Genomic DNA, 22726 nt, shown 5'->3' with positions numbered 1-22726 from the left:
CCCGCCGATTCGGGAGCACGGAACGCGTGGGTCTACCATCCCTTGTAGTAGTAGCCGCGCCGGTCGCGTGCGCGCTGCTCGTTCCTGATACCGGATCGAGGCACCACCTGCGAGGAGAAACAGTGCGGATTGGGCAACAGCCGGGTGGTGCACATGGCTCCTCCGCTCCCGTGCTGAGCGACCGTGTCACCGGCTCCGGCCCGATCGCCACGCTGACCCGCCGGATATTGGCGTATATCGCGCTCACCAAGCCGCGCGTCATCGAGCTGCTGCTGGTCGCCACGATCCCCACGATGCTGCTCGCGCATCGCGGCCACGTCGACATCCGGCTGATCCTCGCCACCCTGTTCGGCGGCTGGATGGGCGCCGCGAGCGCCAACACGCTCAACTGCGTCGCCGACGCCGACATCGACAAGGTGATGAAGCGGACGTCGCGCCGGCCGCTGGCCCGCGAGGCGGTACCGACCTCGCACGCGTTCGTCTTCGGCGTGGTGCTCGGACTCGGCTCGTTCGCGTGGCTGTGGTGGCAGGCGAACCTGCTCTCCGGCGCGCTCGTGATCGCGACCATCCTGTTCTACGTCTTCGTGTACACGCTGGGCCTGAAGCGCCGCACCTCGCAGAACGTGGTGTGGGGCGGCGCGGCCGGGTGTATGCCGGTCCTGGTCGGCTGGGCGGCGGTGCGGGGCACCATCGGCTGGCCCGCCCTCGTCCTGTTCCTGGTGATCTTCTTCTGGACGCCGCCGCACACCTGGGCCCTGGCCATGCGCTACAAGGAGGACTACCGCGCGGCAGGGGTACCGATGCTGCCGGTGGTCGCCACCGAACAGGTCGTGACCAAGCAGATCGTCATCTACACCTGGCTCACCGTCGCGGCCACCCTGGCCCTGATCCCGGCCACGGGTGTGATCTACACCGCCGTGGCGATCGTCGCGGGCGCGTGGTTCCTGCTGATGGCCCACCAGTTGTACTCCGGTGTCCGCCGGGGCGAGTCGGTCAAGCCGCTGCGACTGTTCCTGCAGTCCAACAACTACCTCGCCGTCGTGTTCTGCGGGCTGGCGGTCGATTCCGTGCTGGGCTGGCACCCGCTGCTCTAGGTTGCCGCTCACGGCTTCCGCCGATAACGAATCGGCGAACCATCGGCACGGTGGCTGTGGCACCCGGTCCGCGCCGGTGAGACTGCGCTGCGCGACCCGGACATACCGGCCGTATACCCGAGTCGATGCCACCGGTCCGCACCCGACCGGCTGCCGTTCGAGTGCTCACGACAACAATCGGTTGCGGCTGTTCGGGCCCGCCGTCGAATCACTCCGCAGCGCTGCGCTGTTCGCGTGTGGAGGTGGCGGGCACGCGACATCCGCACAACAGTGTGAGGAGTCGTCGATGTTTCTTCGTGGTGTCCGATCGAGCAGCGCTGCCCTCCTGGCCGCTGTGGCGGCATTGATCGCACTCGGCGTTCCGGCATGGGCGGAACAGGGCAGTTCGGACTCCGCCGAGGGCCTTCCGCCGGGGTTTCCGTGCGGTACCACCACGGTGTCTCCGCTGTCCACGTGGCTGTGGTTCCCGATCGACGGCAGGGCGCCGCGATATGCGGAGGGCACTCAGGCCTCCGGCACCGGATATCTGGACATGTACGCGCCACCGGGCGGCCGGACGAACTACTTCCACCCCGGCATCAACACACGGCTGTCGGACCTGGCCGCCGACCCGCAGAATCTCGGGTTCATGCACCAGGGCCAGTACGTCAGCTTCCAGTTGCGACTCCGCCTGGCGGATCGCACGGATACGAACCGCAGCGGCTTCACCACGCTCGTCTGGTGGCCACCGGCCAACGGCAACGAAGGCGGGGCGGGCTGGGCGACCAGTGACAACCTCGTCACGGGAAATTGGTGGTCGACGCAGGCGATCCAGGGGCTCGCCGGCGGGCAGCAGTCGACGGCCTCGTTGCAGACGATCGCGCAGAACAATCCCGATGCGATCGTCACCGAGTACGGGGTGCTCAACGACAGCGGCACCGGCGGTGCGGACCGGATCGTCTACGGTTGCAGGACATGGGATTTCGAGCCCCTCGCAGACGGATCCGCGTAATCGTTTCGCCGTGAACAACTTCCGGTCGGCCAGTGATCGCACCGACACGATGCCCCGGGGACCATCCCCGGGGCATCGAGCATCAGCAGTTCGGTTGCAGGGGGAAACAGGCGCGTCCGGCGCTGGTCGACGGGATGGTCATCTCGGTCGGGGTGGCCGGTGGCGGGGGAGCGCCGGTGGGACGGGCTGTGGTGAGGCCCGGACTGTGATTGCCGGTGGGGCCGGTGTTGCCGCCGGTGGATTTGTGACCGCTGCCGCCGCACATCGCGACCAGACCGAGGATGATCACCAGGAATACCAGCAGGACCAGAGGAGCGATGCTGCCGAGGCGGCGACGTGGCCTGGCGGCCGGGCGCTGGTCGAACGGAATCGAGTAACGCTGCGAGTCCTGCCCGGCGTACGCCGCGTTGGGATCGTTCGGCGCTCCCGCGAATTCCGTTGTGGGCTGGTCGTATTGGGGTGGAGTAGCCGTCTGCACCGGGCTGCCCGGTGTCGGAATCGGCGCGCCGCCGGGTCCGGAACCGTAGGGCGGGGCGGCATGCGAGCCGGGACCCGCCGGTGGTAGCGAAGCGCCCTGGGACATCGCCGCGACGCCGTGCGGTGGCGTCTCGATCGGCTGCGGGCCCGCCGGCCCGGTTGCTTGTGGTGGTACGCCACCGGGGCCGACCGGCTGCGATGCGGAACCCGCGGGACCGATCGGTTGTTGTGGTGGCCCGCTGTACCCGAGCGATTGTTGTTGGCCACCGGAACCGTGCGGCGGTAGCGGTTGGCCGCCGGGGCCGATCGCCTGGCCGCCGGGTCCGATCGGTTGGCCACCGGGACCTACCGGTTGGCCGCCGGGTCCGATCGGTTGGCCACCGGGACCTACCGGTTGGCCGCCGGGGCCATATGGCTGGCCGCTGGGACCAACAGGCTGACCCCCAGGACCGATTGGTTGACCACCGGCTCCGATTGGTTGACCACCGGGGCCGATGGGTTGACCGCCCGGGCCGTATGGCTGGCCGCCGGGACCGACTGGTTGGCCGCTGGCTCCGATGGGTTGGCCGCCGGGACCGACAGGTTGACCACCCGGACCGAGAGGTTGACCGCCTGGGCCGATGGGTTGACCGCCCGAACCGTATGGCTGGCCGCCGGGGCCGATGGGCTGACCACCGGGGCCGACGGGTTGGCCGCCGGGTCCGATCGGCTGGCCGCCGGGTCCGATCGGCTGGCCACCCGGGCCGATGGGCTGACCACCGGGGCCGAAGGGCTGTGCCGGTGCTCCGCTCGGATGTGGTGGTGCGCCGGCCGGATTCGCGGATTCGGGTAGTGGGCCGCCCGCGGCTTGTGGTTGGCCGGTGGGGTAGCCGGGGGGTACGGGTTGGAGGCCGGCGGCGGGGGCAGCTGCCCAGGCGGGTTGGGGTGCGGGGGCGAATGCCGGTGTGCCGGTGGGGGATTGGGGTTGGAGTGGGGTGCGGTTGGCGGCGGGGGCCGGGAATCCTTCGTCGGTGAGTTCGGCGAAGGTGGCCGCGGCGGCGAAGCCGAGGACGCCGAGTGCCTGGCCGACCTGGGCGGCGTCCCAGGAGCCGGGATTGTCGGCCGATGCCCGCATGATGTACGAACGCAGGGAGGACGGCCCGTCGCCGCGGACCACGTCGATGCCCTCGGGCAGGTCGCCGCGGTCGAGGGTGATGCGGCTGCCGAACTGCGGGACCACCAGGACGACGCCGGTGATGTTCAGTTGCTCGCGACCGGGGGCCGAGCGCAGCAGGCGGGTGATCTCGCCGGTGCGGGTGGTGATCTCCTCGATCGGCTCGTTGCCGGTCTGCACGCCCTCCAGGGGGGCGATCCGGCCCTCCAGGGTCCACGGCTGGTCGGCGCCGCAACGCAGGGTGCCGGTGGCCCGCTCGGTGAACGATTTGATCGCCACCACCACGCACGCTTCCGGTGTGAACACGATGAGATCGGTACCGCGCGCCTTGAACACCGCGATCCCGGCCAGGGCGCGGGCGTCGCGCCAGGTCTGCAGCCAGGCGACCACCGTGCGCTCGGTGCTGGACAGCCGTGCCGGATCGTCGTTGCGAACCTTCACCAACATGCTGATCAACCCCTGACCGGATGCGTCCTCCGCCGGTTACCTGCGCCGGCACCGTCGACAACCGTACGCCGAAAACGACCGAGCGGGCGAATCGGCTTGTGCGGCAGCAAGATCATCCGGCATTCCGGGCAACTACCGAGCATCCGGGGCGGACAACACGGTGATATGCGGCGCCGCAACACATCCGGCCGGGGACCGGGGTGCGCGGCGCCGCACGCCGCCGGCTCATCCGACCGGATGGGGATGTGCGGCAGGCGATGTCACGGGTGCGTCGGTACGCCACGCGATATGTCCGTCGGGCCGCACCAGGACCCGGGTGCCGGCGCCGGCGGCATAGGCGGCGAATGCGTGATCGTCCACCGCAACCAGGCGGCCATCGGTATTCGGGTCCGTGGCGGACCCGATCGAGAACGCTCGGACGCCGGGATCCGCCGGGATCTCGGCCGGTGCGCCGAAGACCAGCAGGGTGGCGTGCGGCCCGCGGAACAGGTCGAACAGGCGCAACTCGGACCCGTCGGCGCCGCGCAACGGCGCGTCCGGAGCGCGGTCGCCCGCGACCGATTCGCCGTCGGCGTCCGGAGCCCGGTAGGTGATGTCGAGTTGATGGGTCTCGGTGCCGCGGCGCATCGCGTCTTCGTCTCCGGCAACGGCCTTTTCGAGCAGGCCGGTGGCGATCCCCAGTACCCGGGCGGCGACCGTGCGCCGCTCCGGCTCGTAACTGTCCAGGGGGCCGGGATCGCCACCGAGGGCGGCGGCCAGCTTCCAGCCCAGGTTGTACGCGTCCTGGATGCCGGTGTTCATGCCCTGCCCGCCGGTCGGCGGATGCACGTGCGCGGCATCCCCGGCGAGGAACACCCGCCCCACCCGGAAGCGCTGCGCCAGACGGATGTTCGGCCGCCAGATCGTCGACCACACCGGTTCGCCCAGCACGATGTCGTCGCGATGCGAGAGTCGATTCAGGAACTGCTGCAATCCATCCCGGGTCGGTTCGACGGAATCGGCCAGGGGAGCGAAGAATTGGAACAACTGCCCGCCCGGCAGCGGGCTCATGCCGATACCGGCCGTCAACGCGTCCGGTTCGGCGAACCAGTAGCCGTAGTCGTGATCCAGTCCGTCGGCGGTGAGGTCGCCGAGCAGGATGCGCAGGGATTCGTCGGTCTCACCCTCGAACGGGATGCCGAGCGCCTTGCGGACGGTGCTGCCGCCGCCGTCGGCGCCGACGAGGTAGTCGGCGCGTACGGTGGCCGGTCCGTCCGGCCCGACCAGCCCGACCGTCACCCCGTCCGCGTCCTGGGTGAAACCGGTGACGGCCGTGGACAATTCGACTACGACACCGTATTCGCCGAGCCGGTCGCGCAGGATCCGTTCGGTGCCGGACTGGCCGAGCACCCACGGATTCGGGTACGGCACAGCCGGAGTGGGCTCGCGCAGATCGCTCATCCGCTGCTCCCCGGCGAACTGCCCGCCCAGATAGGCCCGCATCAGCGCCTGGTTCGAACCGGCGGCGAGCACCGCGTCGAGTACGCCCAGGTCGTCGAACACCTCGAGGGTGCGGGGCTGGATCCCGTCGCCGCGGGAGCCCTGGAAGAACGTCTCGGCGCGGTCCACGATGCGGACCGCGACGCCCCGGCGGGCGAGGTCGACGGCGAGCGTGACACCGGTGGGACCGCCGCCGGCGATGAGGACCTGGGGTGACATATCCGTGCCTCCAGCAATGAATTTGTATTCAGTGAATGTTAATTCAGTATGTTGGTTGCTACTCTCCGCTGTCAAGGAGGTGGTGATGACCCACGCGGATGCGGAGGCGGGTGGCGACCGGCGCGGGCGCCGCAAGGAGCGGTCGGCCGAGACCGAGCAGGCGCTGAAGGATGCCGCGCGCGAGGTGTTCGCCGAACGCGGCTATCTGAACACCAAGATCACCGACATCACCGCCGCCGCGGGCCGGGCCGCCGGGTCGTTCTACAACCACTTCGCGAGCAAGGAGGACCTCCTGCGTGCGCTGCTGGACGACCTCGCCGCCGAAGGGGACGCGGACGCCGCACGGCCCGAGCACAAGGAGGACTTCACCGATCCGGACGCGATCCGCTACCACGTCGAGGCGTACTGGCGGTTCTCCCGCCGCAACTGGCCGGTGCTGCGCGCGATGAGCCAGGCGGCGCTGGTGAACGACGAGTTCGCGGCGATCATGCGGCAGTTCGCCGTCGGTCAGCGCACCGACATCCTCGATCACATGGCCTACGTGCCCGCAGCGGGACTACGGCTGCCGACCTCGCCCGAGGCCGGGCTGACCATGATGTTCGCCGCCATCGAGGGCCTGCTCCAGGCGACCCGCGAGGGCACGCTGGAGTTCACCGACGAACAGGCGATCGAGGACCTGACCCGGTTCTTCTACCGCGGCCTCACCGGCCGCGACTACTGAAACGCTCAGGGCAGCAACACGATCGAGCCCGTGGTCCGACGGGCCTCCAGATCGCGATGCGCCTGTGCGGCGTCCGCCAGCGGATATTCGGCGCCGATCCGGATCCGCAGCCCGCCCGCCGCCAACGCGTCGAAGATATCGCCTGCGCGCCAGAGCAATTCGTCGCGGGTGCGGGTGTAGTGGACCAGTGTCGGGCGGGTCAGGAACAGCGAGCCGCCCCGGTTGAGGCGCTGCGGATCGATCGGCGGCACCGGCCCGCTGGCCGCGCCGAACAGCGCGAGCATGCCCCGGATGCGCAGCGAATCGAGGCTGGCGTCGAACGTGGAGGCGCCCACGCCGTCGTAGACCGCCGCGACCCCCTCGCCGTCGGTCAGCGCGCGCACCCGGGCCGCCAGATCGTCGCCGTACCGCAGCACCTCGGCCGCCCCGGCGTGCCGCGACAGCGTCTCCTTCTCGTCGCTCGAGACGGTGGTGATCACCCGGACCCCGCGCACGGCCAACAACTGGGTGAGGATGAGGCCGACGCCGCCGGCCCCGGCGTGCACCAGCACGGACTCGCCGGGCTCCGGCCGGTAGAGCGACTCGCACAGATAGTGCGCCGTCATCCCTTGCAGCAGAGCGGAAGCCGCGATCGGGCCGTCGACCCCCGCGGGCACCGGGATCGCCACCTCCGCGGCGACCACGACCCGCTCCGCGTAGCTCCCCGGCGCCGATGCCCACGCCACCCGGTCGCCGACCGCGAATCCGGTGACGCCGGAACCGATCCCGGCCACCACGCCGCTGCCCTCGGCGCCCGGAACATAGGGCACCTGCTGCGGATAGATCCCGGTGCGGATGTAGGTATCGATGAAGTTCACGCCGGCCGCCTCGAGCTCGACCAGCAGCTGCCCCGGGCCCGGCTCCGGATCGGGCACCTCGACGTATTCGAGAACCTCGGGACCGCCCTGTTCGGATACCTGGATGGCACGCATGAGTCCTATTTGTACACCTGGGGACTCCGGTCGCCGTGGCGCCCGCGCGGTGTGGACGCCGATTACCCGTTGGTAAACTTCGGCCCATGACTGCTACCGAGGCTCGCGCGAAGCCGTCGTCCGCCACCGTCGCCGCGCTGCGCAAGTTCGTCGCCGAGCACGGCGGTTCGGCCACGGCCGTCCTGCAGCCGACCGGCCGGATCGGTGTCCGGGTCACCCTGGTCGGCGCGGACGGCGTCCTCGGTGATCAGTTCGCCGCCGATCTCGCCGAGGCGAAGGCGCTCGTCGCCGCGGTCCCGGAGGTCACCGAGACCGAGGAGTGGGGCCGCGAGCTCAGCGCCAAGGCCACCCCGGCGCGCGGGCACTGGGCCCGGATGGCTGCGTGGGTCGCCCGGCAGAGCCGATTCCCCAAGGCGCGCAACGAGCGTTGAGCTGCTCGCCGCTCGCCGGCCGACCATAATGGGCGGACATGACGGAGAAGCAAGCGAGTCGTACCGCGGTACTGGTGTGTCAGGGGCGTGCGGTGGCCGACGGCCGATTGGCGGTCGGCCGGTTCGGTGATCCGGTGGCGCAGCGATTTCTGCTCGACGACGAGCGCGCGGCCGTGGAGCGCGCGCGGACCGGAACGGTCCCACAGGCTATGCGCCCCCGCATGGAATACGAGATGCTCAACGCCACCGCGGCGGTGCTGGCCACCCGCACCGTGCTGATCGATGACGCGATCGGGGACCGGCACACCCCGCAACTGGTGATCCTCGGCGCGGGCCTCGACGGCCGCGCCTGGCGCCTCCCCGATCTCGACGACGTCGTCGTGTACGAGGTGGATCAGCCCGCCTCCCAACAGGACAAGCGCGAGCGTGCCGGTGACCTCACCCCCGTCGCGAAGGAATTGTGCTGGGTGCCGGTCGAATTCGGCCGGGACGAGCTCGGTCCGGCCCTCGCCGCCGCCGGGCACCGCACCGACACTGCCACGACCTGGATCTGGGAGGGTGTCCTGCCGTATCTCACCGCGGCGCAAGTGGATTCGACACTGAGCGCGGTGGCCGCGTGCTCCGCGCCGGGCAGCCGGCTGATCGCGACCTATCCGCTGCCCTCACGACTGGCCGCGATCGGCCGGCTCGGCATGCGCGTCTACAGCATGCTCTCCGGCGACCGCGACCCGCTCGCGAACGAGCCGCACATCTCGACCTGGACCACCGGCGAGATGGCCGCGATCCTCGCCGGTCACGGCTGGACCGTCACCGCCGATCACGACTTGTACGAGGCCTCGCGCACCCTCGGGATCCCCGCCTCACGCTCCCGGTTCGTCGGCGACAGTCGCGTCGTCGTCGCCGACCGGGCGTGACGCGGCGGGCCGATCAGGCGCAGCAGCCGCCTCCGCAACAGCCGCCGCCGGTGGGTGCGGGGGCGGCGACCGCCGGTGCGCCCGCCGACCCGGTGAGGGCGAAGGTGGTCAGGAGCTTGACGGTGTCGCTGTGACCGTCCGGGCAGGCCGCGGGCGCGCCGGCCTCGCTCATCGGCCGTCGCAGTTCGAAGGTCTCGGTGCATTCGCGGCAGCGGTAGGCATAGGTCGGCATGACAGGATTATCGCCGCCGGCGGCCCGGTCGCGAAACCGTGGATCCGGCCGTACGTGGCACCGATCCGGCGGGGCGGTCTCCGGCATCAACGGACCGACAGGTATGATATACCGGTTGTTCACCGAATGGCGCTGTGCCGCACCGCAATCCGCGCGGCGGAGCCCGGCCGGTCCCCGATGAAGGAAATGCCCGCATGTACCTGTCCGTCCGACCGTCCGGCGCGCCCAGTGGTGGCCTGTCCCGGTGATCGAACTGGCGGACGTGACCGTCGGGTACGACGGTCACCGCGTGCTGAGCGGCGTCGACCTGCGGCTGACGGAACGGCGCATCGGCGTCATCGGGCAGAACGGATCCGGTAAGAGCACCCTGGCCCGGCTGCTCAACGGCCTGGTGCTGCCGGATACCGGCACCGTGCGGGTGGACGGGCTCGACACCCGCGGCGCGGGCCGGAAGGTCCGGGCCAAGGTCGGCTTCGTCTTCCAGAATCCGGACAATCAGATCGTCTTCCCGATCGTCGCGGAGGATATGGCGTTCGGCCTGAAGAACCTCGGCCTGCCGCGCAAGGAGATCCCGGACCGGGTGCGCGCGGCGCTGGCCGAATACGGCATCGCCGGCCTGGCCGAGCGGCAGAGTCATTCGCTCAGCGGCGGCGAGAAACAACTGGTCGCGTTGGCGTCGGTGCTGGTGATGCAACCCGAACTGGTGGTGTTCGACGAGCCCACCACCATGCTGGATCTGCGCAACCGCAACCGGCTGCGGACCGCCATCGACGCCATGCCGCAGGCCGCGATCGTCGTCACCCACGATCTCGACCTGCTCGCCGGCTACGACCGGGTGCTGGTCGTGCACGAGGGCACGATCGCCCGCGACGGCTCGCCCGCCGACGCGATCGGCTGGTACCGGGAGCACTGTTCGTGAACACCGGGCTGTACGTGCCCGGGACGACGATCGCGCATCGACTGCCGGCCGGGCCGAAATTCGCGATGCTGTTCGTCGTCGGCATCGGCCTGTTCCTGGTCGACTCCCTCCCGGTCTCGGGTGCGGTGACCGTCGTCGTACTGCTGATCCTGCTGTCGTGCCGGGTGCCGTGGCGAGTGTTGCGGGCCCGGCTGACCCCGCTGCTGTGGATGCTGGGCTGCTTCTTCGCACTCACTGTCGTCCTGCAGGACCTGCACACCGCGCTGCTGTCGCTGCTGCGGCTGCTCGCGGTACTGCTGCTCGCGCTGGCGGTCACCATGACCACACCGCCGATGCGGGTACTCGACCTGTTCGAACGACTGGCCGGCACGCTGCGCTACGTCGGCGTGCGCGACACCGAGCGAATCGGCCTGAGCATCGCGCTGGTGCTGCGCTTCGTGCCCGAGGTGCACCGGCATTTTCTCGACATCCGGGAGGCGCAACGCGCGCGCGGCCTGCACGCGAATCCGATCGCGCTGCTGGTGCCGCTGCTGGTCCGCACCCTGAAATCCGCCGACGACGTGGCCGCGGCCGTCGACGCGCGCGGTTACCCACCCCCACCCCCGCCCCGGCGTGCCGGGGCCGGCCGTTCCGAGGAGATATCGTGACCGACCGCGTCGCCACCCGGGATGTCGTGCTCGTCGCGCTGTTCGCGGCGATCATCGTCGCCCTGGGCCTGATCCCGCCGGTCAGCGTCGGCTTCATCGCGGTGCCGATCACCCTGCAGACCCTCGGCGTGATGCTCGCCGGAGCGATCCTCGGCTCGGTGCGCGGCATGCTGGCCTGCGCGCTGGTGGCGTTGCTGACCGCGGCCGGGCTGCCGGTGCTGTCCGGCGGCCGCGGCGGACTCGGCGTATTCGCCGGACCCACGGCCGGCTACCTGATCGGCTGGCTGCCCGGCGCGCTGGTGACCGGCCTGATCGCCCAGCTCTGGGCGTGGCGGCTCACCACCCGATGGCTGCGGATCGTGGCCCTGTTCCTCGCGGCCGTCGTCGGCGGAATCGCCGTGGTGTACGCGGTGGGCATCCCGTGGCTGTCGGCGAACACCGGCATCCCACTGCACAAGGCATTCAGCTCCGGCATGGTCTTCGTCCCCGGCGACCTGCTCAAGACCGTGATCGTGGCCCTGGTCGCGGACGGCGTCCTCCGCTCCTACCGCGTGCTGCCGGCCCGCAAGCAGACGGCCGGAGCACCGCGCTAGCCGTCCCTCGACAGGCGTCCTCGGATCCGTCCGTCCGGACGGTATCGAGGGATGTCGTCCGGACGGCATCGTGGCGTGAGGCCGCTGACCGGGCCGACCCGAGGCGTTCCGGCAGGCGTGACCCGGCCGGTCGCAGAATCGGCCGGTAGGCCGGGCGGGATGTGCCCGCCGCGGAATACCGGTCCGGCAGCGGAGCCCGATCCGTGCGGATCAGGCCGGGTGCGCGACGGGAGTGGCGGCCGGAGCGGCGACCAGCTCTCTGGTCCGCATGGCCGACCAGACCGCCGCGGTGGCGGCGGTGCAGGCCGCCGCGCCGCCGACGTGGCAGGCGACCAGAGCCGCGGGCACGTGGGTGAAGTACTGGACGAGACCGATCAGACCCTGCGCGCAGACCAGGGCGATCAGCACGGCGAGGCGGGTGCGGATCGCCCGTGTCGTGCCGACCGCGGCCAGGCCGAAACCGAGGCCGATCAGCAGGCACAGGTAGGCGACCAGCAATTCGGCGTGCGCGTGCACCAGCGTCACGATCTCCACCTGGAGACGGGCGACCGGCTTGTCGGCGCTCTTGTCCCCGGCGTGCGGCCCGGCGCCGGTCACCAGGGTGCCCGCCACCAGCACCCCGGCCAGCAGGACGGCGCTGAGCGCGGTGAGCCACCGCAGCGGATTCGGGACCTGTGGCACGTCGACGCCGTCGTCCGGCTCGCCGACCTTCGCGTACAGCAGCGTCGCCAGCCACACCATCAGCATCGAGACGAGCAGATGGATCGAGACCGTCCACCACAACAGGCCGGTGCGCACGGTGATCCCGCCGATGACCGCCTGCAGCACGGTGCCACCCGGCATCAGCCACGCGTACCCGATCACCTCGCGCCGCCGTCGCGCGCGGATCACCGCGAGCACGACCAGCGCCGCGGACAGCGTCACCGCGAAGGTCAGCAGCCGGTTGGAGAATTCGACGGTCTGATGCCAGAACGGCACCTCGGCGTGCGGTACCGGGGTGAAGCTGCCCGGGAAGCACTGCGGCCAGGTCGGGCAGCCGAGCCCGGACGAGGTCACCCGCACGATGGCCCCGGTCACGGAGATCCCGGCCTGGGTCAGCACGGCGAACGCGGCGAGGATCCGCTGCACCCGCAGCGACGGCAGCGGCAGCAGGTCGACGATTCGCAAGAGGGCGCGTGACAGCACGTGACGATGGTAGTCCGGCGCACCGCCCGTCCCGCACGCGGCCTACTACGCGCCGTCGTTCATTGCATCGTGTGCCATCTCGCGAGGTGTGCCGCGCCGGATCTCGGCGGCGTGGCGGCCTCGAGGTGCGGAAACGGGGTCGCGTCGTCGTCCGAAGAGCCGTCGATGCAGAGGTGCAGCGAGTGCAGAAACGGTGCCGTCAGGCCGGGTGTCCGACCGCCTCGCGGAGGATGCGGAATTCGTCGGCGAGGGCCGCGGGGGTGTAGTGCGCGTTGAGGCCGCTCGGGTTGGGCAGTACCCAGACCTCGGTATCGCCGATGGATTCGGCCTGGCGGCCGACGGTGGTGCGCGGCCGTCCGAACGCGGTCCGGTAGGCGCCCAGCCCGAGTACCGCGAGGGTGCGCGGCCGGTACCGGGTGACGCGCTCGACCAGCGCGCGGCCGCCCTCCCGGAACTCCGCGGCGGTCAGCTCGTCGGCGCGGGCGGTGGTGCGCGCCACGACGTTCGTGATGCCGAGACCGTACTCGAGCAGTTCGCTCTGCTCGTCCGGACTCAGCTGACGCGGCGTGAAGCCGGACCGGTGCAGCGCGGGCCAGAACCGGTTGCCGGGTCGCGCGAAGTGGTGACCGGTGGCGCCCGACCACAGCCCGGGGTTGATCCCGCAGAACAGCACGCGCAGATCCGGCGCGATCACATCGGTGAGCGTGGCCGAGGTCGCCGCGGCGAGCTGGTCCGCGGTCGGTCGAGCGGAAGGCATTCGACCAGTCTGCCGAGCACCTCGGCCGGTCGGCGGGCCGGGTCGAATCGGATCGATCGCTGAAAGGTTGCTGTTTTGATCCGATGTCCGAATGGGTGGCGATCCGCCGTGCCGCCGATCGCACGTAATTACCCTGCGCCGCCGCATCTTTGCCCAACAAGGCCCCGTGTGATCGGCCGCGTCGCATATCGGGTTGATCACGGGTCGATGAACATAGGTGTATTGCCATGAAATAGCTGACGGGTCCTTCGCTAGCGTAACGGAATCGGTGACCGAGTCTTCGCTCACGACCCCGCGCCCGGATGGCCACCGGCGGCGCATCCACCTCTTTCCGACGTCCACCGCTGCGCGTGGTTCGGCGCAGCCGTCCGACCCTCGTTCCCTCGTCCGGCGCCGCGTGCGGGAGGTGGCGTCCCTCGTAGAAGGGTGGCCCGATGTCTCGGATTCGACTGCTCGCCGTATGTGCCGGTTTCGGTCTGGAGGCGTACGACTGGGGGTTGTATCCGCTGTTGCTCTGCTACTTCGGACCGTCGTTCTTCGGCGGTGACGCGCAGCACGCGCTGTTCTCCGGCTTCGCGGTGTTCGCGGCCGGATTCCTCACCCGTCCGCTCGGCGGCCTGGCGCTCGGCCGGTACGCCGACACCCGCGGCCGCAAGCCCGCGATGCGGCTGTGCCTGGCCGGCGCCGGGATCGCGGCACTCGGGATGGCGCTGACGCCGTCGGGCACGTCCATCGGGGTGGCCGCCCCGATCCTGGTGCTGTTCTGGCGGACCCTGCTGGGATTCTCGTTCGGCGGCGAGACGCCGCTCGGCCACAGCTACATGTACGAGATGACTCCCCGGCAGCGCCGCGGCGCCGGCGCGGCCCTGCTGGCGACCGCCGCCTGTATCGGCGCGATCGTCGCCAACCTGCTGGTCCTCGGCCTGGTGCTGGGACTCGGGGCGGACGCCATGGCCGCCGGTGGCTGGCGCGTCCCGTTCCTGGTGGGAGCGCTGGCGTCGATGCTGTTCGCGGCGCTGCGCGGCGGGCTGGCCGAGTCGAGTGAATTCGAACTGCGGCGGCACCAGGCGTATTCGTGGTGGGCCGCCCGGCGATCGCTGGCCGTGCCGATGTTGTCCGTCGCCGGCGTGACCATCGGCGCGGCGGCGTCCTTCTACCTCTGGTCGGCGGTACCGACCGCGTACGCGATCGGCATCCTGCATCTGGACGACACCCAGGTACTGCTCGCCACCACCGTGTCGTCACTGGCGAACGTGGTCGCGATCCCGATGTTCGGCCGGCTCGGCGACCGGATCGGCTGTGCGCGGCTGCTGTCGTCGGCGGCGCTGGTGATGACGTTCGCGATCGGCCCGCTGGTGTTCTGCCTGGATCACGGTGGTGTGCCGGGCTACTGGGTCGTCGTCGTGGTGGGCCATCTGATCATGGCCGCGATGGTCGCCACCATGCCGGCGGTGCTGGCCGGGCTGGTACCGGCCCGCTATCGGGTTACCGCCGAGGCGCTGCCGTACACGGCCACCGTCACCCTCTTCGGCGGCACGATGCCGATGCTCAAGCAACTGACCGTGGACCATCCGGTGCTGCTCACCGTGTACGTCATGCTGCTGCTGTCGATCACGGTCGCCACCACGCGCTGGGCGGATCGCCGCGAACCCGCCGAGGCGCACGTGGTGCTGGTACCGCCGGGAACGGTCCCGCAGCAGACCTGACGGGTCAGTCGAAGCGGAACCAGCGGGTCGCCAGATATCCGGCGCCCGCACCCCACACCACCAGCACGACCAGCCCGTACCAGTCCACGCTGGTGTGCAGCGCCTGATCCAGGGCCTGGGCCAGCGCGCCGGAGGGGATCAGCCGGGCGATCACGGTGACCGCGGAGGGCATGTTGTCCGCGGTCACCACCAGGCTGCCCACGCCGAGCAGCACGAACCACAGGATGTTGGCCAGCGCCAGCACGACCTCGGCCTTCAGGGTGCCGCCGAGCAGCAGGCCCAGCGCGGTGAACGTGGCCGTGCCCAGCGCGATCACGACCGCGCCGAACAACAGACCGGTGATCGGCGGCCGCCAGCCCAGCGCGACCCCGATCAGCCCCAGCAGCACCGATTGCAGGACGACCACGATCAGCACCGCCGCGCATTTGCCGCCGACGATGCCCCAGCGCGGTAATGCGGTGGCGCCCAAGCGTTTCAGCGCGCCGTAGCGGCGGTCGAAGCCGACCGCGATGGCCTGCCCGGTGAATCCGGTCGACATGATGGCGAGCATCATCACCGCGGGCACGATCCGGTCCACCCGATGATGGGAACCGAGGCTGCCGCTCAGGGGCAGCAGGGTGAGCCCGATCAGCAGCGTGATCGGGATGAACATGGTCAGCAGCAGCTGTTCCCCGTTGCGCAGCAACAGGATCAGCTCCATGCGCGTCTGCGCGGCCAGCATCGCCGTCCGCGTCGCCGGACGCGGGTCCGGGCGGAAGGTGCCGGGTGCGAAACGTGCTGCTGCGTCGGTCAACTCCGCAACTCCCGTCCGGTCAGTTCGAGGAAGACATCCTCGAGGCGGCGCTGGTCGATGCGAATATCGCTGGGCAGCACGTCGATTCGCGCACACCAGGCGGTCACGGTCGCGAGCACCTGCGGGGTGATGTCACCCTCCAGCAGGTAGGCGCCCGGCGAGGTCTCCCGTGGCGAGAACCCTTCGGGCAGTGCGGCTTCCAGCAGATCGAGGGTGAGTTTCGGTGGCGCGGTGAAGCGCAGCTGTCCCTCGGCGCCGGCGGAGGTCACCTCGGCCGGGGTGCCGGCGGCCACCACCCGGCCGTGGTCGATGATGACCAGCCGGTCGGCGAGCTGCTCGGCCTCGTCCATCAGATGGGTGGTGAGCAGCACGCTCACCCCGTCGCGGCGCAGCGCGTCGATCAGCTCCCACACCAGATGCCGCGCCTGGGCGTCCATGCCGGCGGTCGGCTCGTCGAGGAACACCAGTTCGGGCCGCCCGACCAGCGCGCAGGCCAGGGACAGCCGCTGCTGCTGCCCGCCGGACAGCCGGCGGTAGGGGGTGCGGCGCGCGTCCTGGAGGCCGAGGGTGGCCAGCAGCCAGTCCGGATCCAGCGGGTCGGCGGCATAGGCCGCCACCAGGTCGAGCATCTCACCGGCCCGGGAGCCGGGATACGCGCCGCCGCCCTGCAACATGACGCCGATCCGGGGCCGCAACCGGCCGGAGTCGGCGATCGGATCCAGGCCGAGCACCCGCACACTGCCGCCGTCGGGGGAGCGGAAGCCCTCGCACATCTCGACGGTGGTGGTCTTGCCCGCGCCGTTGGGGCCCAGCAGCGCGAGCACCTCGGCCCGCTGCACCTCGAAGCTGATGCCGTCGACCGCGGTGGTGTCGCCGAAGCGTTTCACGACGGCGTCGATGCGCACGGCCGGATGCGAAGCAACACTCACGAGCCCACACCGTATGTCGCGGGCTGCTGTGACGGAGCAGACACCCCCGGAGTCGCGCGCCACGGCAACCGGTTTCGCGTCCACACGATGAACGCCAGCGACACGATGACCACCGCGACCGCCGCCTCGATGATCTGGAAGACGCCGTAGTCGGCGCCGCGCGGCATCAGCATCACGCTGACCACCGCCGAGAACGCGACCGCCGGCACCCGGAACGCCTTGGTGGTGGCCCACGCGGCCAGCGGCACGATCGCCCACAGCAGATACCACGGCTGCACCACCGGGAACAGCAGCACGATCGCCGCGAGCGAGACGCCGAGCGCACCCACCGCGGGCAACCGCCCGGTCCAGGTCGCGATGAGCATCCGCAACGTCACGAAGGCGGCGACCGCGCCCGCGATCGGCCGGGTGATGAACAGCAGCGCCGTGGTGTGATCGCCGAGCCCCAGCAGCACGCCACCGAATCCGGTGATGATCCCGATCGCGGTCGGCAGCGACATCCAGCTGCGCACCGCGCCGGCGGTGTTGAGCGTGTAGATCCAGCCGAAGCCGAGACCGCTGGCCAGACTGACGAACAGCGTGGTGGCGACCGCGAGCCCGCCGAGGGTCGCGGCCGAGGCGAGCACCGGCCGCAGGCCCGGACCCCAGCGCCGGGCCAGGGCCATGCCGACGAAGCCCAGCGCGATGATCCCGGTGAACTTCACCGTCGACGACAGGGTGATCACCACCACCCCGAATATCAGCAGCCCCCAGGCCCGGCGATCGAAGGGTCCGGGCCGATCCCGGATACCGCGCAGGCAGAATTCGATACCCGCGAGCATCAGCCCGAGCATCAGCGCGTCGTTGTGCACACCCGCGACCAGATGGAACAGCACCAGCGGATTGGCCGCGCCGAGCCACAGCGCGCTCACCGGCGCCACGCCGCAGCGCCGCGACAGCCGCGGCAGCGCCCACACGATCAGCGCGACCCCGCCGAGCGCCAGCAGCCGATGCGCCCAGACCCCGAAAATGATGTTGTCCCCGGTGATCTGGGCGATGCCGCGGCCGATCCAGAGGATCAGCGGCCCGTACGGCGCGGGCGTCTCGCGCCAGATGTTCGGCACGTTCATGGTCAGGATGTTGCCGACGCCGAGGCCGCTGGCCGGGCCGACCACGTACGGGTCCATCCCGCGCCGGGCGATCTCGCTCTGCGCGAGGTAGGAGTACACGTCCGTGGAGTACAGCGGCGGCGCGACCGACAGCGGCAGGATCCACAGCAGCAGCGTCCGGTCCAGCTGCGAGCGGGTCAGCCGGTGCAGCGGCTGCGCGCCGAATCCGCCGACGGCGAACCGGCCCAGCAGCAGCCACGCCATGACCACCAGCACGGTGCCGATCATCGACAGCGCCAGTGAGGAGGTCTGCCAGCGCGCGAACACGCCGATCACTCGGACGCCGGACACCGGATTCTGCAACACCGGCTGCGCGGCGACGCCCAGCGCGCTGATCGCGATCAGCACCGTACCGGTGGCGCCGAGCAGCCGGATCCGCCGGAATTGGGCCAGTTCCCGCGGGTCGAGTTCGGGTACCTCGGCCTCGACGTGATGTAAGGACGCGAGGGTGATGTGGTCGGCGGTCGCGACGTCCAGCCCGAGGGCCCGGCGCCCGCCATCGATGAGTCTGCGCCGCGCGCCCTCGAATGCCACGACAGCAGACTAGTGGCCGGGGGTGACGGTTCGGCGCATCGGGAGCGGGTCAGGTCACCCTTACTGGATTGCGGGAAGGAATTCCGCCACACTGGTGTTGTGAAAACCGTGGGTTTGCCGAATGAGCAGGTAGACGCCGGGCGCCCGGAGGGTGCCCGGTCTGCTGCTGTGCCCGCGAGCGAGGGGCACACCCGGGCGGCGATCATCCGGGTCCTGCTGGAGCAGGGCCCCATCACGGCGACGGCGATCGGCGAGCAGCTGGGCCTGGCACCGGCCGGTGTGCGGCGTCATCTGGACGCGCTCATCGAGTCGGGCGAGGCGCGGGCCGCCCGGTCCGCGGCCTGGCAGCAGAAGGGCCGCGGCCGTCCCGCCAAGCAGTACCAGCTCACCGCGGCGGGCCGTGGCCGGCTCGGGCACGCCTACGACGATCTGGCGGGAGCGGCCATGCGGCAGCTGCGCGAGATCGGCGGCGATTCGGCCATCATGGAATTCGCCCGCAAACGGGTGGGCACCATCGTCGCCGGTATCGACAAACTGGCCCGGCACACCCCCGAGGCCACCCGCGCCAAGGCCGAGGAGATCGCCGGCGCGTTCAGCGACGCCGGCTTCGCCGCCTCCACCCGGACCGTCGGCCCGGGTGTCCAGATCTGCCAGCACCACTGCCCGGTCTCGCACGTCGCCGAGGAATTCCCGGAGCTGTGCACCGCCGAGCTGGAGGCGTTCCGCGAACTGCTCGGCACCCACGTGCAGCGCCTGGCGACCATCGCCAACGGCGACTGCGCCTGCACCACGCACGTCCCCCTGCTCCTGCCGGCCCCCGGCATACCTGCGAGCACCAGCAAGAAAGCCACCGCTCAGCCCGCGGTGGCGTCTCCACTCGACTCCGGAAGGAGTGCCGAATGACGACCACGACCACGGCAGGCCAGGACCCGGCCATCCCGGTTGCGTCCCTGACCCAGGAGGAGACCATCGCCTCCCTGGGTACCTACGGCTACGGCTGGGCGGACTCCGATGCCGCCGGCGCCTCGGCCAAGCGCGGCCTGTCCGAGGACGTCGTCCGCGACATCTCGGCCAAGAAGAACGAGCCGTCCTGGATGCTCGACATCCGGCTGAAGGCGCTGCGCATCTTCGATCGCAAGCCGATGCCGTCCTGGGGTTCCAACCTCGAGGGCATCGACTTCGACAACATCAAGTACTTCGTGCGCTCCACCGAGAAGCAGGCCGAGAGCTGGGAAGACCTGCCCGAGGACATCAAGAACACCTACGACCGGCTGGGCATCCCGGAGGCGGAGAAGCAGCGGCTGATCGCCGGTGTCGCGGCGCAGTACGAGTCGGAGGTCGTCTACCACCAGATCCGTGAGGATCTGGAACAGCAGGGCGTGATCTTCCTCGACACCGACACCGGTCTCAAGGAGCATCCGGAGATCTTCCAGCAGTACTTCGGCTCGGTGATCCCCGCCGGCGACAACAAGTTCTCCGCGCTGAACACCGCGGTGTGGTCGGGTGGCTCGTTCATCTACGTGCCGCCGGGCGTGCGCGTCGACATCCCGCTGCAGGCCTACTTCCGGATCAACACCGAGAACATGGGCCAGTTCGAGCGGACCCTGATCATCGTCGACGAGGGCGCCTACGTGCACTACGTCGAGGGCTGCACCGCACCGATCTACAAGTCGGACTCGCTGCACTCCGCGGTGGTCGAGATCATCGTCAAGGACGGTGGCCGCTGCCGCTACACCACCATCCAGAACTGGTCCAACAACGTGTACAACCTGGTCACCAAGCGGGCCAAGGCGAGCGCGGGCGCGACCATGGAGTGGATCGACGGCAACATCGGTTCCAAGGTCACCATGAAGTACCCGGCGGTCTGGATGACCGGCGAGCACGCCAAGGGCGAGGTGCTCTCGGTGGCGTTCGCGGGCGAGGGCCAGCACCAGGACACCGGCGCGAAGATGCTGCACCTGGCGCCGAACACCTCCTCGAAGATCGTGTCGAAGTCGGTGGCGCGCGGCGGCGGCCGGGCCTCCTACCGCGGCCTGGTCCAGGTCAACAAGGGCGCCCACGGCTCCAAGTCGACCGTGAAATGCGATGCGCTGCTGGTGGATACGATCAGCCGCTCGGACACCTACCCGTACGTCGACATCCGCGAGGACGACGTCACGATGGGTCACGAGGCCACGGTCTCGAAGATCTCCGATGATCAGCTGTTCTACCTGATGAGCCGCGGCCTCACCGAGGACGAGGCGATGGCGATGGTGGTGCGCGGCTTCGTCGAGCCCATCGCCAAGGAACTGCCCATGGAATACGCGCTCGAGCTGAACCGCCTGATCGAGCTGCAGATGGAAGGAGCGGTCGGCTAGTGAGCAAGCTTGCGAGCGTCTCGGCGGGAGCCGACGAGATCGCGGCCGTGGCCGATCGGATCGCGGCCGCCGGGGAGGCCCGGATGCCGGCGATCAACAAGGGCGAGCTGTTCGCCTCGTTCGATGTGACCGCCTTCGAGATTCCGGTGTCGCACGACGAGGCGTGGCGGTTCACCCCGCTGCGCCGGCTGCGCGGCCTGCACGACGGCACCGCCGTCGCGGACGGCGCCGCGACCGTCGAGGTGGCGGCGGCCGAGGGCGTGACCGTCGCGACGGTCGAGCGCACCGACGAACGCCTCGGCGCCGCCGGCGCCCCGACCGATCGCGTTGCCGCCCAGGCATATTCGAGCTTCGAGCGGGCGACGATCGTGTCCGTGGGCACGGAGACGGAGGTGGCCGAGCCGGTCGCGATCACCGTCACCGGCCCCGGCGTGGACCGGACCGCCTACGGCCACTTGCAGATCCGGCTCGGCAACTTCGCCGTCGCCACCGTCGTGATCGACCAGCGCGGCAGCGGAACCTACGCGGAGAACGTGGAATTCGTGCTCGGCGACAGCGCGCAGCTGACCGTGGTGGCGATCCAGGACTGGGCCGACGACGCCGTGCACGTCACCGCGCACCACGCGGTGCTCGGCCGCGACGCCGTGCTGCGGCACACCGACGTCACCCTCGGCGGCGACCTGGTCCGCCTGACCGCGAACGTGCGCTACGCCGGTCCCGGCGGCGACGCCGAACTGCTGGGGCTCTACTTCGCCGACGACGGCCAGCACTTCGAGCAGCGGCTGCTGATCGATCACGCCGTGCCGAACTGCAAGTCGAACGTGCTGTACAAGGGTGCGCTGCAAGGCGATCCGCATTCGAACAAGTCGGACGCGCACACCGTGTGGGTGGGTGACGTGCTCATCCGGGCCGCCGCCGAGGGCACCGACACCTACGAGGCGAACCGCAACCTGGTGCTCACCGACGGCGCGCGCGCCGATTCGGTGCCGAACCTGGAGATCGAGACCGGCGAGATCGTCGGCGCCGGACATGCCTCGGCCACCGGTCGTTTCGACGACGAGCAGCTGTTCTACCTGCGCGCCCGTGGCATTCCGGAGGATGTCGCGCGACGTCTGGTGGTGCGCGGCTTCTTCCACGAGATCATCCAGAAGATCGCGCTGCCCGAGGTGCGGGAGCGGCTGGAGGCGGCCGTCGAGGCCGAGCTCGCCGCGATCGGCGCCTGAACCCGAACCACACAGCCCACGAAGGACTTTCATGACCACCCTCGAAATCAAGGACCTGCACGCCGAGGTCGCCAACCCGGACGAATCCGGTGAGCCGATCCGGATCCTCAACGGCGTGAACCTCACCGTGAAATCCGGTGAGACACACGCCATCATGGGCCCCAACGGCTCCGGCAAGTCGACGCTGTCCTACGCGATCGCGGGCCATCCCAAGTACGTCGTCACCCAGGGTTCGATCACCCTCGACGGTGAGGACGTGCTGGCGATGTCCGTGGACGAGCGGGCCCGCGCCGGGCTGTTCCTCGCCATGCAGTACCCGGTCGAGGTGCCCGGCGTCTCCACGTCGAACTTCCTGCGCACCGCCGCCACCGCCGTGCGCGGCGAGGCGCCGAAGCTGCGGCTGTGGGTCAAGGAGGTCAAGACGGCGATGTCCGAACTGGAGATCGATCCGGCCTTCGCCGAGCGCAGTGTCAACGAGGGCTTCTCCGGCGGCGAGAAGAAGCGGCACGAGGTGCTGCAGCTCGGCCTGCTGAAGCCGAAGATCGCGATCCTCGACGAGACCGACTCCGGCCTGGACGTCGACGCGCTGCGCATCGTCTCCGAGGGCGTCAACCGCTACAAGGAGCGGGAGAACGGCGGCATCCTGCTCATCACGCACTACACCCGCATCCTGCGTTACATCCAGCCGGAGTTCGTGCACGTGTTCGTCGGCGGCCGCATCGTCGCCGAGGGCGGCGCCGAGCTGGCCGAGGAACTCGACGCGAACGGCTACGTGCGCTTCACTTCGTCCGCGGTAGGAGCCTGAC

General features: G+C 70.2%; 25 protein-coding genes. 15 read left to right on the top strand and 10 right to left on the bottom strand.

Going from position 1 to position 22726, the window contains the following annotated elements; translation table 11 throughout:
* Positions 1-32 precede the first annotated feature (32 nt).
* Complete coding sequence (locus G361_RS51440) at positions 33-155, bottom strand: hypothetical protein (RefSeq protein WP_019926955.1); 123 nt, start codon at positions 153-155, stop codon at positions 33-35.
* Between G361_RS51440 and G361_RS0110085 the strand changes: the two genes are divergently transcribed.
* Together G361_RS0110085 and G361_RS0110080 are read left to right on the top strand one after the other, a co-directional pair.
* On the top strand, positions 123-1094 hold the full coding sequence (locus G361_RS0110085; RefSeq protein ID WP_026342877.1) for a heme o synthase: 972 nt from the start codon (positions 123-125) through the stop codon (positions 1092-1094). The two genes, G361_RS51440 and G361_RS0110085, sit on opposite strands and share 33 nt — an antisense overlap.
* Before the next feature lie 286 nt (positions 1095-1380).
* On the top strand, positions 1381-2085 hold the full coding sequence (locus tag G361_RS0110080; RefSeq protein WP_081635497.1) for a hypothetical protein: 705 nt from the start codon (positions 1381-1383) through the stop codon (positions 2083-2085).
* 82 nt (positions 2086-2167) lie between these two features.
* Here G361_RS0110080 and G361_RS51770 read toward each other — a convergent pair whose 3' ends face one another.
* Positions 2168-2668, bottom strand: coding sequence for a hypothetical protein (locus G361_RS51770; protein WP_081635347.1), 501 nt, complete (start codon positions 2666-2668; stop codon positions 2168-2170).
* Positions 2669-2851: 183 nt separating this feature from the next.
* Here G361_RS51770 and G361_RS51765 point away from each other — a divergent pair, with 183 nt between their 5' ends.
* Together G361_RS51765 and G361_RS51760 are read left to right on the top strand one after the other, a co-directional pair.
* Positions 2852-3394, top strand: coding sequence for a hypothetical protein (locus G361_RS51765; RefSeq protein ID WP_155981392.1), 543 nt, complete (start codon positions 2852-2854; stop codon positions 3392-3394).
* 178 nt (positions 3395-3572) lie between these two features.
* Complete coding sequence (locus tag G361_RS51760; protein WP_155981391.1) at positions 3573-4178, top strand: hypothetical protein; 606 nt, start codon at positions 3573-3575, stop codon at positions 4176-4178.
* A gap of 209 nt (positions 4179-4387) precedes the next feature.
* Here G361_RS51760 and G361_RS0110070 read toward each other — a convergent pair whose 3' ends face one another.
* On the bottom strand, positions 4388-5860 hold the full coding sequence (locus G361_RS0110070; protein WP_019926952.1) for an FAD-dependent monooxygenase: 1473 nt from the start codon (positions 5858-5860) through the stop codon (positions 4388-4390).
* Between the two features lie 85 nt (positions 5861-5945).
* On the opposite strand from G361_RS0110070, the gene G361_RS0110065 reads away from it, so the two are divergent.
* Positions 5946-6581 carry a TetR/AcrR family transcriptional regulator gene (locus tag G361_RS0110065; protein ID WP_019926951.1) on the top strand — a complete coding sequence of 212 codons (636 nt, stop codon included), beginning with the start codon at positions 5946-5948 and terminating at the stop codon, positions 6579-6581.
* Positions 6582-6586: 5 nt separating this feature from the next.
* Here the strand turns inward: G361_RS0110065 and G361_RS0110060 are convergent, their stop codons facing one another.
* Positions 6587-7552 carry a quinone oxidoreductase gene (locus tag G361_RS0110060; RefSeq protein ID WP_019926950.1) on the bottom strand — a complete coding sequence of 322 codons (966 nt, stop codon included), beginning with the start codon at positions 7550-7552 and terminating at the stop codon, positions 6587-6589.
* 86 nt (positions 7553-7638) lie between these two features.
* On the opposite strand from G361_RS0110060, the gene G361_RS0110055 reads away from it, so the two are divergent.
* Together G361_RS0110055 and G361_RS0110050 are read left to right on the top strand one after the other, a co-directional pair.
* Positions 7639-7983, top strand: a complete 345-nt coding sequence (locus tag G361_RS0110055; RefSeq protein ID WP_019926949.1) for a hypothetical protein — start codon at positions 7639-7641, stop codon at positions 7981-7983.
* 38 nt (positions 7984-8021) lie between these two features.
* On the top strand, positions 8022-8897 hold the full coding sequence (locus G361_RS0110050; protein ID WP_026342876.1) for a class I SAM-dependent methyltransferase: 876 nt from the start codon (positions 8022-8024) through the stop codon (positions 8895-8897).
* Positions 8898-8910: 13 nt separating this feature from the next.
* On the opposite strand, the gene G361_RS0110045 is transcribed toward G361_RS0110050, so the two are convergent.
* On the bottom strand, positions 8911-9129 hold the full coding sequence (locus G361_RS0110045; protein ID WP_026342875.1) for a zinc ribbon domain-containing protein: 219 nt from the start codon (positions 9127-9129) through the stop codon (positions 8911-8913).
* A 244-nt stretch (positions 9130-9373) separates the two neighbouring features.
* Between G361_RS0110045 and G361_RS0110040 the strand changes: the two genes are divergently transcribed.
* The 3 genes from G361_RS0110040 to G361_RS0110030 are packed head-to-tail and all read left to right on the top strand — an operon-like array spanning position 9374 to position 11288.
* Entirely contained in the window at positions 9374-10048 is a 675-nt protein-coding gene (locus tag G361_RS0110040; protein ID WP_019926946.1) for an energy-coupling factor ABC transporter ATP-binding protein, read from the top strand.
* Complete coding sequence (locus G361_RS0110035) at positions 10045-10695, top strand: energy-coupling factor transporter transmembrane protein EcfT (protein WP_019926945.1); 651 nt, start codon at positions 10045-10047, stop codon at positions 10693-10695. Before G361_RS0110040 ends, G361_RS0110035 begins: the two co-directional genes overlap by 4 nt.
* Positions 10692-11288: a biotin transporter BioY gene (locus tag G361_RS0110030; RefSeq protein WP_019926944.1), complete on the top strand. Its 597-nt coding sequence runs from the start codon at positions 10692-10694 to the stop codon at positions 11286-11288. The genes G361_RS0110035 and G361_RS0110030 overlap by 4 nt, the downstream gene beginning before the upstream one ends.
* A gap of 210 nt (positions 11289-11498) precedes the next feature.
* Here G361_RS0110030 and G361_RS0110025 read toward each other — a convergent pair whose 3' ends face one another.
* Both G361_RS0110025 and mug read right to left on the bottom strand, forming a co-directional pair.
* Positions 11499-12473: a heme A synthase gene (locus tag G361_RS0110025; protein ID WP_019926943.1), complete on the bottom strand. Its 975-nt coding sequence runs from the start codon at positions 12471-12473 to the stop codon at positions 11499-11501.
* A 199-nt stretch (positions 12474-12672) separates the two neighbouring features.
* Complete coding sequence (gene mug, locus G361_RS0110020) at positions 12673-13230, bottom strand: G/U mismatch-specific DNA glycosylase (RefSeq protein WP_019926942.1); 558 nt, start codon at positions 13228-13230, stop codon at positions 12673-12675.
* Between the two features lie 434 nt (positions 13231-13664).
* Here mug and G361_RS0110015 point away from each other — a divergent pair, with 434 nt between their 5' ends.
* Positions 13665-14936: an MFS transporter gene (locus G361_RS0110015; protein ID WP_019926941.1), complete on the top strand. Its 1272-nt coding sequence runs from the start codon at positions 13665-13667 to the stop codon at positions 14934-14936.
* Positions 14937-14940: 4 nt separating this feature from the next.
* On the opposite strand, the gene G361_RS0110010 is transcribed toward G361_RS0110015, so the two are convergent.
* Genes G361_RS0110010 through mptB form a run of 3 tightly spaced genes read right to left on the bottom strand, consistent with a single transcriptional unit; the run spans position 14941 to position 18340 of the window.
* Positions 14941-15729, bottom strand: coding sequence for an ABC transporter permease (locus G361_RS0110010; protein ID WP_026342873.1), 789 nt, complete (start codon positions 15727-15729; stop codon positions 14941-14943).
* Positions 15726-16658: an ABC transporter ATP-binding protein gene (locus G361_RS0110005; RefSeq protein WP_026342872.1), complete on the bottom strand. Its 933-nt coding sequence runs from the start codon at positions 16656-16658 to the stop codon at positions 15726-15728. Before G361_RS0110005 ends, G361_RS0110010 begins: the two co-directional genes overlap by 4 nt.
* Entirely contained in the window at positions 16655-18340 is a 1686-nt protein-coding gene (gene mptB / locus G361_RS0110000; RefSeq protein ID WP_019926938.1) for a polyprenol phosphomannose-dependent alpha 1,6 mannosyltransferase MptB, read from the bottom strand. Before mptB ends, G361_RS0110005 begins: the two co-directional genes overlap by 4 nt.
* Before the next feature lie 168 nt (positions 18341-18508).
* Here mptB and G361_RS0109995 point away from each other — a divergent pair, with 168 nt between their 5' ends.
* From G361_RS0109995 to sufC, 4 genes are all read left to right on the top strand, one after another.
* A complete protein-coding gene (locus G361_RS0109995) occupies positions 18509-19243 on the top strand; it encodes a metalloregulator ArsR/SmtB family transcription factor (protein ID WP_019926937.1) in 735 nt (244 codons plus the stop codon).
* Complete coding sequence (gene sufB / locus G361_RS0109990) at positions 19240-20697, top strand: Fe-S cluster assembly protein SufB (RefSeq protein WP_019926936.1); 1458 nt, start codon at positions 19240-19242, stop codon at positions 20695-20697. The genes G361_RS0109995 and sufB overlap by 4 nt, the downstream gene beginning before the upstream one ends.
* 83 nt (positions 20698-20780) lie before the next feature.
* Positions 20781-21920, top strand: coding sequence for a Fe-S cluster assembly protein SufD (gene sufD / locus G361_RS0109985; RefSeq protein ID WP_155981635.1), 1140 nt, complete (start codon positions 20781-20783; stop codon positions 21918-21920).
* Between the two features lie 31 nt (positions 21921-21951).
* A complete protein-coding gene (gene sufC / locus G361_RS0109980) occupies positions 21952-22725 on the top strand; it encodes a Fe-S cluster assembly ATPase SufC (protein WP_019926934.1) in 774 nt (257 codons plus the stop codon).
* Position 22726: the final 1 nt, after the last annotated feature.

The sequence above is a fragment of the Nocardia sp. BMG111209 genome (assembly GCF_000381925.1).
Classification (GTDB): Bacteria; Actinomycetota; Actinomycetes; order Mycobacteriales; family Mycobacteriaceae; genus Nocardia.
The sequence above is the reverse complement of the archived record's forward strand: the minus strand, read 5'-3'. Positions and strand labels throughout refer to the sequence as shown.

What these genes read in the sequence shown, in the direction of transcription:
- G361_RS51440 (WP_019926955.1), bottom strand. Translation starts at nt 155, where the DNA reads ATGTGCACCACCCGGCTGTTGCCCAATCCGCACTGTTTCTCCTCGCAG.
- G361_RS0110080 (WP_081635497.1), top strand. Translation starts at nt 1,381, where the DNA reads ATGTTTCTTCGTGGTGTCCGATCGAGCAGCGCTGCCCTCCTGGCCGCT.
- G361_RS51770 (WP_081635347.1), bottom strand. Translation starts at nt 2,668, where the DNA reads ATGTCCCAGGGCGCTTCGCTACCACCGGCGGGTCCCGGCTCGCATGCC.
- G361_RS0110070 (WP_019926952.1), bottom strand. Translation starts at nt 5,860, where the DNA reads ATGTCACCCCAGGTCCTCATCGCCGGCGGCGGTCCCACCGGTGTCACG.
- G361_RS0110065 (WP_019926951.1), top strand. Translation starts at nt 5,946, where the DNA reads ATGACCCACGCGGATGCGGAGGCGGGTGGCGACCGGCGCGGGCGCCGC.
- G361_RS0110060 (WP_019926950.1), bottom strand. Translation starts at nt 7,552, where the DNA reads ATGCGTGCCATCCAGGTATCCGAACAGGGCGGTCCCGAGGTTCTCGAA.
- G361_RS0110055 (WP_019926949.1), top strand. Translation starts at nt 7,639, where the DNA reads ATGACTGCTACCGAGGCTCGCGCGAAGCCGTCGTCCGCCACCGTCGCC.
- G361_RS0110050 (WP_026342876.1), top strand. Translation starts at nt 8,022, where the DNA reads ATGACGGAGAAGCAAGCGAGTCGTACCGCGGTACTGGTGTGTCAGGGG.
- G361_RS0110045 (WP_026342875.1), bottom strand. Translation starts at nt 9,129, where the DNA reads ATGCCGACCTATGCCTACCGCTGCCGCGAATGCACCGAGACCTTCGAA.
- mug (WP_019926942.1), bottom strand. Translation starts at nt 13,230, where the DNA reads ATGCCTTCCGCTCGACCGACCGCGGACCAGCTCGCCGCGGCGACCTCG.
- G361_RS0110015 (WP_019926941.1), top strand. Translation starts at nt 13,665, where the DNA reads ATGTCTCGGATTCGACTGCTCGCCGTATGTGCCGGTTTCGGTCTGGAG.
- sufB (WP_019926936.1), top strand. Translation starts at nt 19,240, where the DNA reads ATGACGACCACGACCACGGCAGGCCAGGACCCGGCCATCCCGGTTGCG.
- sufD (WP_155981635.1), top strand. Translation starts at nt 20,781, where the DNA reads ATGCCGGCGATCAACAAGGGCGAGCTGTTCGCCTCGTTCGATGTGACC.
- sufC (WP_019926934.1), top strand. Translation starts at nt 21,952, where the DNA reads ATGACCACCCTCGAAATCAAGGACCTGCACGCCGAGGTCGCCAACCCG.